10 protein-coding genes are annotated in these 13,766 nt (G+C 36.7%); 7 read left to right on the forward strand and 3 right to left on the reverse strand.

Going from position 1 to position 13,766, the window contains the following annotated elements; genetic code table 11:
- Positions 1-30: 30 nt before the first annotated feature.
- A complete protein-coding gene (locus ACZ9HT_RS10470) occupies positions 31-1,059 on the forward strand; it encodes an o-succinylbenzoate synthase (RefSeq protein ID WP_476040432.1) in 1,029 nt (342 codons plus the stop codon).
- 118 nt (positions 1,060-1,177) lie between these two features.
- On the opposite strand, the gene ACZ9HT_RS10475 is transcribed toward ACZ9HT_RS10470, so the two are convergent.
- The 3 genes from ACZ9HT_RS10475 to ACZ9HT_RS10485 form a co-directional block, all read right to left on the reverse strand.
- Positions 1,178-5,395: a T9SS type B sorting domain-containing protein gene (locus tag ACZ9HT_RS10475; protein WP_476040433.1), complete on the reverse strand. Its 4,218-nt coding sequence runs from the start codon at positions 5,393-5,395 to the stop codon at positions 1,178-1,180.
- A gap of 283 nt (positions 5,396-5,678) precedes the next feature.
- Complete coding sequence (locus tag ACZ9HT_RS10480) at positions 5,679-6,491, reverse strand: sensor histidine kinase (RefSeq protein WP_476040434.1); 813 nt, start codon at positions 6,489-6,491, stop codon at positions 5,679-5,681.
- 6 nt (positions 6,492-6,497) lie between these two features.
- Entirely contained in the window at positions 6,498-7,100 is a 603-nt protein-coding gene (locus ACZ9HT_RS10485; RefSeq protein ID WP_476040435.1) for a hypothetical protein, read from the reverse strand.
- Between the two features lie 351 nt (positions 7,101-7,451).
- Here ACZ9HT_RS10485 and ACZ9HT_RS10490 point away from each other — a divergent pair, with 351 nt between their 5' ends.
- From ACZ9HT_RS10490 to ACZ9HT_RS10515, 6 genes are all read left to right on the forward strand, one after another.
- Positions 7,452-9,131 (forward strand): glutamine--tRNA ligase/YqeY domain fusion protein, encoded by a 1,680-nt coding sequence (locus ACZ9HT_RS10490; protein WP_476040436.1) that lies wholly within the window; start codon positions 7,452-7,454, stop codon positions 9,129-9,131.
- Between the two features lie 198 nt (positions 9,132-9,329).
- Positions 9,330-10,502, forward strand: coding sequence for a thioredoxin family protein (locus ACZ9HT_RS10495; RefSeq protein ID WP_476040437.1), 1,173 nt, complete (start codon positions 9,330-9,332; stop codon positions 10,500-10,502).
- A 9-nt stretch (positions 10,503-10,511) separates the two neighbouring features.
- Positions 10,512-11,138, forward strand: coding sequence for a DUF3575 domain-containing protein (locus tag ACZ9HT_RS10500; protein ID WP_476040438.1), 627 nt, complete (start codon positions 10,512-10,514; stop codon positions 11,136-11,138).
- Positions 11,138-11,341 (forward strand): hypothetical protein, encoded by a 204-nt coding sequence (locus ACZ9HT_RS10505; protein ID WP_476040439.1) that lies wholly within the window; start codon positions 11,138-11,140, stop codon positions 11,339-11,341. The genes ACZ9HT_RS10500 and ACZ9HT_RS10505 overlap by 1 nt, the downstream gene beginning before the upstream one ends.
- 239 nt (positions 11,342-11,580) lie before the next feature.
- Positions 11,581-12,576, forward strand: coding sequence for a tRNA dihydrouridine synthase DusB (dusB, locus tag ACZ9HT_RS10510; RefSeq protein ID WP_476040440.1), 996 nt, complete (start codon positions 11,581-11,583; stop codon positions 12,574-12,576).
- Positions 12,577-12,852: 276 nt separating this feature from the next.
- The gene (locus ACZ9HT_RS10515; RefSeq protein WP_476040441.1) at positions 12,853-13,761 is read left to right on the forward strand and encodes an ABC transporter ATP-binding protein; all 909 of its coding nucleotides are present in this window, start codon (positions 12,853-12,855) and stop codon (positions 13,759-13,761) included.
- Positions 13,762-13,766: the final 5 nt, after the last annotated feature.

Below are 13,766 nucleotides of genomic sequence, written 5' to 3' on the forward strand. Positions count from 1 at the left end.
TTTCATGTACTTATCCAATTATTTCAATCAATGAAAAAAGCAACTTTCAACCAATATCTCTTAAATTTTAAGCAGGCAAGCGGAACATCGCGCGGCATTTTGCTTACGAAGGAAACTTTTTTCCTGAACATCTCCGAAAACGGTAGAAAAGGCATTGGCGAATGTGGACTTTTCCGCGGTTTGAGTTACGATGATGTTCCGAATTACGAAGAGAAATTACAATGGCTTTGTGACAATATTAACGCAGATTCCACATTTCTGAGAGAGGAATTTAAACATTTCCCTTCGATCTGGTTTGGGTACGAACAGGCTATTTTGAACTTGAAATACGGTGGAAACCTTTATTTCCCTAGTGAATTTACAAAAGGAAACGCTTCCTTGAAAATAAATGGTTTGATCTGGATGGGAAATGCAGATTTTATGCAGCAACAAATTGCAGAAAAACTGGAGCAGGGTTTCGACTGCATCAAACTGAAAATTGGCGTCGACTGGAATTCCGAAAAAGAAATCTTAAAAAAACTTCGAACTCAATTTCCGAAAGATCAATTAGAGCTACGCGTTGATGCGAACGGTGGATTTACCTTTCAAGAAGCAAAAACGGTGTTACAAGAACTATCGGACTTAGGTATTCATTCCATCGAACAACCCATAAAAGCTGGCATTCTTCAGCAATCTGAAAGTCAAAATGTTTATGCCATGGCAAAACTTTGCGCGACCACTCCCACGCCAATTGCCTTAGATGAAGAGCTTATTGGAATCCTGGATCAGCAGGAAAAACGGAAACTTTTAGAAAATATAAAACCTCAGTATATTATTTTGAAACCTTCTTTAATTGGCGGATTTTCCGGTAGTGACGAATGGATCGAAATCGCCGAAGAATTAGGTATCGGTTGGTGGATCACTTCTGCTTTGGAAAGTAATATCGGTTTAAATGCTATTGCACAATATACGTTTACAAAAAATCCTACGATGCCACAAGGTTTAGGAACAGGCGGATTATTTACAAATAATTTTGAATCAGATCTGGAGTTGACAGGTGATCAGATTTCTATGCTTTAAAAAGAAATCAGGATTCAGCTAACCGGATCGTTACGACAAAAATAATTGGGAACAATTTTAAAAACTTTTTAAGAATTTTCGAAAATTACTCCCAACATTTTATCAACATCTAACCTATCTAATTTCTATTTTTTAATAAAACCCAGCCAGTGTAAGTTCTGCCATCCGGTAAAGTGAGCAGATACCAGTACGATCCGGTATTTACAACTCTGGTCGATCTTGTGCCATCCCACACAAACCGCGTTGAACTGTCCTGTTCAAAAACCATCACTTGAAACCGGTCAAATACTTTAAGATTGGCCATTTTACCATTGAAAACATTTAAATCATCAATGATCCAGTTGTCATTATAACCGTCGGCATTTGGGGAAAACGCGTTCTTAATATCTAAGATCAAACCTTCTTTCTTTTCCGGAGCGCAGGTTGATCCTTCAAACTTGACATAAAAAGTAGTAACTCCGAAAGGCAAATTAGGAAAGACATTACTATCCCCGAAATTGATCCCATCTTTAGAATAAAGAATTTTCTGGCTACCAGTCGCGATCACAGTGATCGTATTTCCACTGGCTACTAAATCCGTGATCACAGGAACCTCAAAAGGGGTAACTTTAAAAGTGGTAGAGAATGTACAGCCGTTTGCGGCGATCACGTTTATTTTATACACTCCCGAAATTTTTACCCCTAAAAGTTGATTGGTGGTAGAAACCACTTTTCCGGTAGGATCCAACCATTCGAAAGTTACAATATTAAGATTACTGAAGTCGGGTTTAATATCAATAAAACTTTCCTGACAATAATTGTAGTCTGGTAAAGTAAACATTGGCGTTTTCTTTAAGGTCAGATTGATCTCCACCTTATCCGGACAAAAACCAGCAGCCATTATTTTTACAAAGATCTTTTGCGGTCCTGAATTTTCGTTGTAAAGGAAAGTTGTTGGTGCCCCAATTTTGTTGGTGCCATTATTAAGATCAAGAAATGTTGGATAATACTCAAAGCTTACCTGACCGTTAAAAATGATATTTTCAAACTGAGTAAGATCAATATTTTCGCTGCCATCGTTTCCAACATCACAGGCATTTGTAACCGTGAAAGGTCCACTATCTGCCAATTTTACTTTTAGTCCAAATCTGAAATCTACAGAGGCCGTATCAAAACACCCCGGAATATTTTCTACCCGCACCCAAATTCTGGTTACCGATGCATCGAAAGTAAATTTTGTTGGATCCAGAATCGCATTGGTGTTACTGTCTGCATCTGCCTTGCTTTTATAAAATATAAATTTATTATCTGCACTTTGGGTAAACACCATTCTTGGCGTATAAAGCGTTAAATTAAGATCATAAAAACCATCTAAATTTTCATCGCAAATATCAGCGATAACAGCGTTCAGGGCTTTTGGAGGCAAATAAGTCTGAAGTTCGATGGGTGCAATCGAATAACAGGCCGTAATTTTTGAGGTAAATCTTACCCATACAATAAGTCTGGAACGCGACGTAACAACTGGAGAAGAGATCTCAGTCGCAGGATTTCCAGCATTTGCTTCACTTTCAGTTTTGTAATAAGTGATTTTAAGATCTCCGAGTGGAATTGAATTTTGAACTTGCGAAAACAATTGCGGATAAGCATCGGGAAGATTAAATGATTCATTTAAATTAAAATCATAATCACATTTTTGCAAAACTGCAGGTTTCAAAATAATAGCCGGTAAAAAGTTTAAAGTAATGTTAATGGTACTTACAGAATAACAACCGCCATTTACAAAAGTAACTTTAGCATAAACTTTACTCGTTTTCTGGGAGACAAAAGAAGTTGGATTTGGGATAAAACCTGACAGGGAATTATTTCCGGCGTTGTACGTAGTATAATATTGAAAGGTAACCGCATTAGCACCACTGTAAATTTCGGATTGTAATGTGGTTAGATCAAAAGGTTCCAGCCCATCATTATTATTATCACAAGCAGAATCTCTAACGGGCGAAACGGTTGTTTTTAAAACTGGCGTTGGAACTAAAGTCAAGTTAATTTCAAAAATATTAGAGCAGCCATAAGACTCAATTCTGGCAAAAAGTTTAGTGTTCGCCTGAACATTAAAGCTCGTTAATGAATTAGTGTTACTATCTGCATCACTTTGACTCACAAAATATTTTACAGTCGCATTTTGTGTTCCTTTGATCCGTGCACTCAAGTTGGCGAGCTCGTAATTTTCGGAACCGTCATTAAAAAAATCACATACATCGAACTGGGTTTCAAAGATAACGACATGCACTAAATTGATCTCAATTTCTTTTACAGCATAGCAACCTGTTGGATCAGTAAATCTCACATAAAACGCTTTCTTTACTAAATTTCCGTCCTTTGTAACAGTCTGGAGATTTGAAATTGGATTGACATTATTTTCTGCATCAGCTTCTGAATCAAAATAGGAAATGGTAATTCCAACAGGCGACTGCAGCAACATACCCAGGGAATAAGTGCTCAAATTCACCGGCATATCCTGCGTCCCATCAAAACAGATATGAACCGATTTGTCTTTTGCTACTACTTCTGTAAAAATAATTTCCATATTAACCGTTGCAATACTGAAACAGCCACCCGGAAATTCTACGCGAACAAAAACAGGATAAGTCCCTTCGACAATGGTGCCGGTAATGCTTCCAGTTGCGGAAAAAGCAGCCTGATAACTAAGATAGAAACTTAAATTTACGTTAGATTCAGAAGTAACCAAAGGTCCTAAAAGATCATGATAATTAAAAAGTTCGACCAGATCATATTTATAATCACACGTTGACCACTGAAACGTGACCGGAGAATTTACAACAGGGCTTGGTGAAAAAGTCACACTTACAGGACCAAAAACCTGATTACAATTAGAGGTTTGATAATTAACATACAACTGCGTAGTTGCTGTAATATTAGTCGTTGTGACTTCGTTCAAATTATTTGCAGCGTCGGCTGCTGATAAAAAATAATGGATTGTGCCATTGATCGGCGCGTTAAATAATTTAAAATTGAGGGAAGAGAGCTGGAAATTATTCTCAACGCCATCATTATTAGAATCACAAATTTCAACTGTATCAGTTAGCAAACTTTTCGAAATAGTATTCAAATTTAAGACGGAAGTTCGGTAACAGGTTGGATCTAACTTATTCTGAACGCGTACATAAAACTTTTTATTACCCGATAAAACATAAGTTTCTGATTGTGGATCGATACCACTTTGCGCTTCGGCCAGGGAATTATGAAAAGTAAAATAGAAGTTATTTGGATCTTGCGGAGTTAAGTTGCCTACATAATCACCTAAATTAATATTGAAGGAGTTACTTCCGCACAAAATTTCCGTAAAATCTTTGGATAAGGGATAATCTGGCGCAAAAGTGACACTCGAAGTATCTTCTAAGGTGTAATCGAAATTTCCGCACATCGGATATTTCACTTTTACGGTATAGATCTCATTTTTTTCCGGACAAACGCTTACTGTTTCGCCATAACCAACATTTTGATTGCTGGAATTGAACCACGAAATTTGGGGGATGATAGGATCGCCGCTTGGTGTAAATTTCCAGGCTTCATTCTGCGCTTCCCAAATACCCGTATTTCTGCCGGTTGGAGAATATCCAATAGTGCGGTCTTCATTTATAATACCCAGAAGTGAATTTTTAAATTTTGCGACAGGACACGGCAGTGGTTTGTTTTGCACAAAGATTTCGATCGTATTAGAACCTTCAGACAATACGATCTGAGAGGTAGAAGTTTCATTGCATCCTAAAATTCGGCCCTTGTAAAAATTAATGATCAACTTTCGGCACGGTGCTGTTCCTACGATGCTGTAATAAATTTCGGAATCATTGTCTTTAGAAAAAACCAGATCGCTATAAGCTCCGAAAACGCTGCTTTTGGGAAGCGACACGCTAGGATTTAAATCATCAACATTTGGATAATTTACGTTACCTAACTGCAGAACATTGAAAGATATCACGCCATTTGTTCCAACAATTACCGATTTGTAATTACCGCCAAAGTAGCAAAAATTAAAGGGCATATCGACTTTCGCAAAAAAAGAATCGTCACCATCCGCAGCCAGTGGCGTTCCTGCATTAAAATCACCATAAGGCGTGAAGGTTTCGGCAGAAACCGCGTAGGAATCTGTTTTATTAAATTGGGGAATACTGGCATTCAGTAAAAGGCATTTACCATTTAAAGGGTAACTACAGTCGATTACAGGATCTTCGTTTCCTAGAACATCAGTGATTTTTGTACCAGCACAAATCTGCTGTCCTGCTAGAGGAAAGCTGAAGAACAGGAAGGAACAAATAAGAAAAAATAATTTTGTACGCATTTATACAGTAAATTTTTTGTTGTTGTTGTTTTCCTTTCAAAATTTGTGTGTTTATTAAAGTTTCTATTAGAATACTGAAAAATAGGTTAAACATATGAATTACGGATTACGGCTTAACATTTTTTACAAAAATAGTAATATGTAATCAAATTCGATACATCAACGCTATTATAGTTGCGATAACAGAAATACAAGTGTACGAATATTTTTTGAAATTGGAATTACTCTCAGTGTGATTTTTTTTCTATCCCTAACAAAAATCATCTCAGAGAAAATAAAGTGCTTAATTTGCTTTCGTCTTTTCAATTTCATCCAGATCAATTCGTAAATTAATGTGTAATCCTTCTTCGGTCGGAATAAAACTAAAATCTCCACATACTGCTGCCATTCTGGATCGCATATTTTTGAGTCCGTTTCCATTCCTGGATGTATTTGTCATCCCGATTCCATCATCAATAATATCAATCGAAAAAATATTTCCTTCTTTTTTAAAGTGCACTTCTACTCTTTTAGAATTGCTGTGTTTGTAAATATTATTCAGCGCCTCCTTCATGCATAAGAAAATATTTCGTCGCGTATCTGCTAAAATTTCGTGGAAGCCGATTTCATTTTTAGTAATATGTACTTCGATGGTCGTTTTCGCAAAGAATCCTCTGGTGTAATTAATGATGCGCTGCGTAAAATTTTCCAGACTGTCGTTGCCTGCCTTCAAATTCCAGAGCATTTGTCGCATCGAGACATGTAATTCGTCGCAGGTCTGTAGCAGATCCTCGATATTTTGTCCGATGGTTTCATCGGTCGTTTTCCGTTTTAGAAATTCGGTTTGAAGTTTTAAAGCAGTAAGTCCAGCTCCCAGATCATCGTGCAGATCATGAGAAATACGTTCCTGTTCTTTACGCGTTCTTTTTTGAAAGTCGATCTCCTTCTGCAAAAGCTGGGTTTGATATTCCATATCCTTCAATCTCTTTTCTTTATCGAAAAGCATTTGTCGCCGATAATACAAAACAATAATAAATATGAGGAATACGACGATCATTACCATCAGGAGAATGGCTAAAATGATAGAAATCTTGATGTCCATAGGCAGCTGTTTCATAACTTCCTAATATTTGCGGGTTACGGCAATAAGAAAAAAACCATAAGTCAATACCACCGAAATTTTGAAAATCTTGTCGAGAAGCACTAAAAAAGCATGGTCATTTTCTGCCAGCCAATACATGAAAGAAACCCTGAAAAGAAAAATAACACTCCAGAAAAGCATGGCGGAACTTACCCAGAAAGCCTGTTTGTGTGTGATAAATGTGTCATCGTTGTTTTTGATCTGGCTAAAAAACCATAGTAATGACAGGGTCATATAAAAAACAGATAAGGTAATTCCCAAAGCCGTAGAAAACATTTGCTTTGACATTACAATGAAAACAACGCTGAAAACCGATGTTAATAATCCTAAAACATAGACCGTTCTTTTCTGATCCGGGATCTTTATGGAATAGTAAAAAGTTAAAAAGCCGATGTAGAGAAATGATCCTAACGTATAAATCCGATTTGCTTCGACAGCAAAAATACGGGGTGAAATCTCGATGACAGCTACAGAAAGAAAATACAGATAAAGGTATGATCCATCAATCTTTCTTCGCAGAAAGGAGATGACTAAACATACAAAAACCAGAAAGAGATAAATAGTAATTAGGCAAGAAACGAGCATAAATTTATAATTTCATCTGTGATAATTTGCTAGAAAATTATTTATAGAACTCCTATTTCTTGCAGTAAGAAAAAATCGACAAAAATTATATTTCTAAACTTCCTGATACCAAAATTGTCCAGAAGTTTTCAGATTGTTAAAATTTGACGGTTCTTATCATTAATTTCGGTATAAATTTAATTAAAATTTTGCGATTACTACAAATCTTTAGGATTAAATTGAATAATTCTTGATTAATTCATTAAAATTTTATCCCGGCATAACACCATTATTAAAAAACTACAATTGCTAAGAGTATAAGTTTCTCTTTTCCTCAATAATCTGTAAATTTGCCTTCTACAAGAATTAATAATGGAAGAAGAAAAAAAGTCTCTCAATTTTATTGAGCAAATTATAGAAGATGATCTATCGAATGGTTTTTCTAAAGACCAGCTTAGATTCCGTTTTCCGCCGGAACCAAATGGTTATCTGCATGTTGGTCACACCAAGGCGATCTGCATTAATTTCGGTTTGGGCGAAAAATATGGTGCGCCTGTCAATCTTCGTTTTGATGATACAAATCCCGAAAAAGAAGAACAGGAATTTGTGGATTCCATTAAAGCAGATATTGAATGGTTAGGTTTTAAATATGATCAGGAATTGTATGCATCTGATTACTTTGATCAGCTATACGATTGGGCTGTACAAATGATCAAAGACGAAAAAGCTTATGTAGATGAGCAACCGTCCGAAGAGATTACTGCACAGCGAAAAAATCCTTTTGAAGAAGGCGTGGATTCACCCTTCCGAAACCGACCGATTGCCGAAAGTTTAGAACTTTTCGAAAAGATGAAAAATGGAGAGTTCGAAGAAGGTTCCATGTCTTTACGTGCAAAAATAGATATGAAATCGCCCAACATGAATATGCGCGATCCTGTGATGTACCGAATTTTGAAAAGACCTCATCACAGAACAGGCGACAAATGGAAAATTTATCCAATGTACGACTGGGCTCACGGAGAATCCGATTATATTGAACAGATCTCTCACTCTTTATGTTCTTTGGAATTCGAAAATCACCGTCCACTTTATGATTGGTATCTGGATCAGGTTTACGATGAAACTACGGTAAGAAACAAACAGCGCGAATTTGCAAGAATGAACGTGTCTTATCTTATTACTTCTAAAAGAAAATTGCAGCGATTGGTTGCTGAAAATGCGGTTACCGGTTGGGACGATCCCAGAATGCCAACTATTTCCGGAATGCGAAGATTAGGTTTTACGCCAACTTCTATCAAAAATTTTATCGAAAGAGTGGGTGTTGCAAAAAGAGAAAATCTTATTGACATTCAGTTATTAGAATTTTTTGTGCGCGAGGATTTAAATAAGATCGCCACGCGGGTAATGGCTGTTGTGGATCCTGTGAAACTGGTGATCACCAATTATCCGGAAAACGTAGATGAATTATTAGAAACTGAAAATAATCCCGAAGATGAAAATGCGGGAACCAGAGAAATTCCTTTTTCCAGAGAGATTTACATCGAAAGAGAAGATTTTAAAGAAGAAGCCAATAAAAAGTTTTTCCGTTTGAAATTAGGCAGCGAAGTTCGATTGAAATCCGCTTACATCATTAAAGCTGAAAGTGTTGATAAAGATGAAAACGGCGAGATCACGACGATTTATGCGACTTACGATCCGAAAAGCAAGTCGGGAAGTGGAACCGAAGAAAGTTTAAGAAAAGTGAAAGGAACCTTACACTGGGTATCCGCAAAACATGCGATTCCTGTTGATGTTCGAATATACGACCGACTTTTCACAACCCCACAACCAGATGCGGAAAAAGAAACCGATTTTATGCATTTTATTAATCCTGAAAGCTTAAAAACGGTAAAAGGATTTGCAGAACCAAGTTTGAAAGACGCAGAGATCGGACATCCTTACCAGTTCCAAAGAATCGGATACTTTATGAAAGACAGAGATTCTACCGATGAGAATCTGGTATTTAACAGAACCGTTACCTTGAAAGATTCTTTTAAAATTGATGGACAATAAATCCCAGCCTGACAATGAGTAAAAAGGAGAGCTTCGGCTCTTTTTTTTAATGAATTTAGAAGGAATGGAAGGAACTTGAATCTTTGTAATCGTTAACCTTTTATGTTTCCAATTGGAAAAGAGTAATTTTTATAATCGAATAAAATCTTTTCCGTTGTATTTTTTATATTTAACTTCGCATCAAATTTTTATTAAAAAATGAAAAAGTTATTTTCTTTCTTCATAATAGGTTTTTCTACACTTTTATTTTCTCAGGAAAGTATAGATTTTCAGCAGCTAACTTTTAAAGAAATCCTCGCAAAGGCAAAATCAGAAAAGAAACTGGTTTTTATTGATGCTTATGCATCTTGGTGTGGTCCCTGTAAAATGATGGAAAAAAATATTTTTCCTTTGCCTGCTGTTAAAGAGTATTATAATACCAATTTTGTGAATGCGCGATTCGATATGGAAAAGGGCGAAGGTCGCGACCTCGCAGTTAAATACGGAATTCGCTCCTACCCTTCTTTTCTTTTCTTAAATGGAGACGGCGAACTGGTAATGAAAAATTTGGGATATATGGGAGAAGAGGATTTTTTGACCATCGCCAAAGAAGCCAACAATCCAAAATTCCGAACTGCCTCCAGTAAAGAACTTTTTGAAAAGGGCGAAAAAGATCCAGAATTTTTATTAAACATGATGCGTTTGTACTCTAATGAAGATTATGAACTGGCTAAGAAAGTTTCTGAAAGATATTTTACGGTGAAGAAGAACGAACCACTCACCAAAGAGGATTTGGGAATGTTACTGTATTTCATCAAATCGCCAACTGATCCTAATTACAAAATTTTCGAGAACAAAAAGCCGGAGATTGTTCAATTAATGTCCGAAGACATTTACAAGCAGTTTGACGCAAACATTAAGATCTCGAAAATTTTAGACAATTCTTTGGATCAAAAAACAGGAATCATTAACGACGATTATTTTTTTAAGAACGCAATTCCTTTAATAGGAAAAACAGACGCAGAAATCGCTCTAAACAGAATGAAAGTTATTTTCTATCCTAACGTAAACAATTTCGCAGGATATGAAAAAGCTGCTTTAGTATATTATAATGATTCGGATAGTTTTGATGCTGAAGAACTTTTGAAAGCTGCCTGGATTTTTAGTGAACATATTTCGACACCTTCTTCCCTCAAAAAAGCAGAAGAATGGGCAGAAAAATCAGTCATGAAAACCGAAACTGCAGAAAACACTTACATTTTGGCGAAGTTATATTCGCTAACGGGTAAAAAAGACATTGCAAAAACTTACGCAGAGATCTCTCAAAATCTTGCAGTAACTCAGGGCAAAGACGCTACGATGGCCGCCCAACTTTTACAAACTTTAAAATAAAGTATTACTTTGAAAAAACTTCTTTTTGCTTTTGCAATTTCCCTTTCATTCATCATAAATGCCCAGGTGCAGGATTCGATTGTTCAAAAAAAGCTTTACGTTAAAGCCAACGCACTTTTTCTTCCAATAGGAATATTGAATGCAGGATTAGAATATCAGCTAAATAACAAAATGACTTTACAAGGCGAAGTCTTTATTTCTCCCTGGAAATCGTTTGCCGGCAAATATGCCCAGGTTTATATGATTGGTTTTGATGGGCGGTATTATTTTAAAGAAGCCTTTAAACACTGGTATGTTGGTGCCAATATTTCCGCGGCTCGTTTCATTATGCAGAAATTTAATTATTGGACTGATGATCTTACACAGTATAATTTAGATTCACCTTTGTACAAAGCATCTGATCTCTATCAGGATGGCTATGCAGTAATGATCGGTGGCGTAGTAGGATATCAATTTCAACTTGGCGAAAAATGGAATATGGATCTTTACCTCGGTGCAGGAAGCGTGCAAAGTTTTTACAAAGGCTATCACAAAGAATTGGGAATTCGATATGACGATGATGGTCGACCATGGGATAAAAGCGGAGAAATCCTGCCTTATCGTGGCGGCGTGATGATTTCTTATAAACTAAATTAATGAATATAAGAAGTACAAAATACGCAGTTATTGCTGCAATCACATTCATTATTTTATTTCTGTTCAATTACATCGGAAATACACAGCCAGACAAATTAGAGCGTGCTTTAATGACCGCCGTTGCCGGAGTTGTAGGTCTTACAATCGGAATGTGGTTTGTTTATCGCAATTCAAAAGACGATACACATCACGATTTTGATTAGGATTTCTTACTAGAAAGTCACAAAAGATTGTCGGAAAATTTTCACGTAAAAGTTTATAAGTTTTTATATCGGTTGAATTAAGCGAGTTTATTTTATGTGAACTTCCCACTTCATTATTTCGGTTAACAGATCTTCTTTGACTATGTTATTTATTTTTTTTATGCATCTATATTCATCCTATAACTCATTAAATATTTTTTGATTTTAATTCTTTCTTTCATAATTGATATCTTTGCACCATGATAAAAATCGGTAATATCGAACTGCCAGAGTTCCCCTTGTTACTCGCTCCAATGGAGGATGTTTCGGATCCACCCTTTCGCAGGCTATGTAAAATGCACGGAGCAGACATGATGTATTCGGAATTTATTTCTTCCGAAGGATTGATTCGTGATGCCATGAAAAGCATGAAAAAGCTCGATATTTTCGATTATGAAAGACCTGTTGGAATTCAGATCTTTGGTGGCGATGAAGATGCAATGGCGCTTTCTGCAAAGATCGTAGCCGCAGTAAGTCCGGATATTGTCGATATTAATTTTGGATGTCCGGTAAAAAAAGTGGTTTGTAAAGGAGCCGGTGCTGGAGTCTTAAAAGATATCGACCTCATGATCCGCCTTACCAAAGCCGTTGTGAATTCTACCGATTTGCCAGTGACTGTAAAAACACGTTTAGGTTGGGATACAGAAACCATCAATATTATGGAAGTCGCTGAAAGACTGCAGGACGTGGGCGTAAAAGCTTTAACGATCCACGCAAGAACGCGCGCCCAAATGTATAAAGGAGAGGCAGACTGGAATTATATTTCAAAAGTTAAAAACAATCCCAGAATTAATATTCCAATATTTGGGAACGGCGATGTAGATTCGCCCCAAAAGGCCTGGGATTACAAAAACAAATATGACTGCGACGGCATAATGATCGGTCGTGGCGCCATCGGTTATCCCTGGATTTTTAACGAAGTAAAACATTTCTTCAAAACCGGAGAAGTTTTGCCCGAACCGACTCTTTCTCAACGGTTAGAAGCTGTTCGTCAACACGCAGAATGGAGCATGGAATGGAAAGGCGAACGTTTAGGTTTAATAGAAATGCGTCAGCATTACAGCAACTATTTCCGTGGAATCCCACATTTTAAAGATTTCCGCCGGAAGTTTTTAGAAGTATTTACTTTAGAAGAAATGGATGTTGTGATCGCAGAAGCTGATGAGTTCTACAAAAATTTTGAATTGACTCATTAAACTGAGGTAAAGTTTTTTGACTGATTTAATATTTGAGTGATCAATTCATTGTCTCTTCGTCGATTATCTACTTGTCTATTTTTAAAATCAGCCCTCATTGAATGGCATATTTGAGCTCTCTCTACAAGTATTTGCAGATGGCATCGCCCACGGCAAAATTTGTAAAAAAACGAATAAGGAAAGCATCTCGTTTGAGGACGAGACTGCTCCTAAATATTCCCCTATATTTCCGTAACTTTCCCTGTTATTTAAAGACTAATCAATAAAATTAATTGGATGCTTAAAGCAGAAAATGTTACCAAAACCTACAACGCAGGTAAAAAACTGGCGCTTGAGGATTTCTCAATCGATGTTCCGGAAGGCAGTATTTATGGACTTCTTGGTCCAAACGGCGCCGGAAAAACCACTTTTATCCGTATTATTAATCAGATTACGCAGGCCGATTCCGGCGAAGTTTATATCAACAACCAAAAGCTAAATCCGGAACATATCCGCCAGATCGGTTACATGCCGGAAGAACGTGGATTGTACAAAAACATGGGAGTTGGTGACCAGATCCTCTATTTCGGAGAGTTGAAAGGCATGAGCAAAAGCGATGCGCTTTCTCAGGCAAAATACTGGTTTGAACAATTGCAGATCGATCAGTGGTGGAAGAAAAAACTGAGCGAACTTTCGAAAGGAATGGCGCAGAAAATTCAGTTTGTAGTAACTGTTTTACACAGGCCGAAACTCCTGATCCTGGATGAACCGTTTTCTGGTTTCGATCCCGTGAATGCGAATTTAATTAAAGACCAGATCCTCAAATTAAAAAACGAAGGAACGACCATTATCCTGTCTACGCACCGAATGGAAAGTGTTGAAGAAATGTGTGATTATGTAGCATTGATCGATAACGCAAAGAAAGTCTTAGACGGTAAAATATTCGACGTACGTGAAAAATTCAAGAAAAATATCTTTGGTATAACGCTTTCTGATGTTGACGGTGAAAAATTTGAGGGTTTTAAAAATCAATTTCAGATTAAAGATTACACCACAGAAAATCAATTGGTTTCTTTTGATCTAAAAAATGATAACGATCAACATTTACTTTTAAATGAATTGATGAAAATCGGGAAAATAAGATCTTTTGACGAAAAAATCCCGAGCATGAACGAAGTTTTCATTAATGCGGTAGCAAACAACTAATTTTT

The sequence above is a fragment of the Chryseobacterium sp. UYP7 genome (assembly GCF_056279225.1).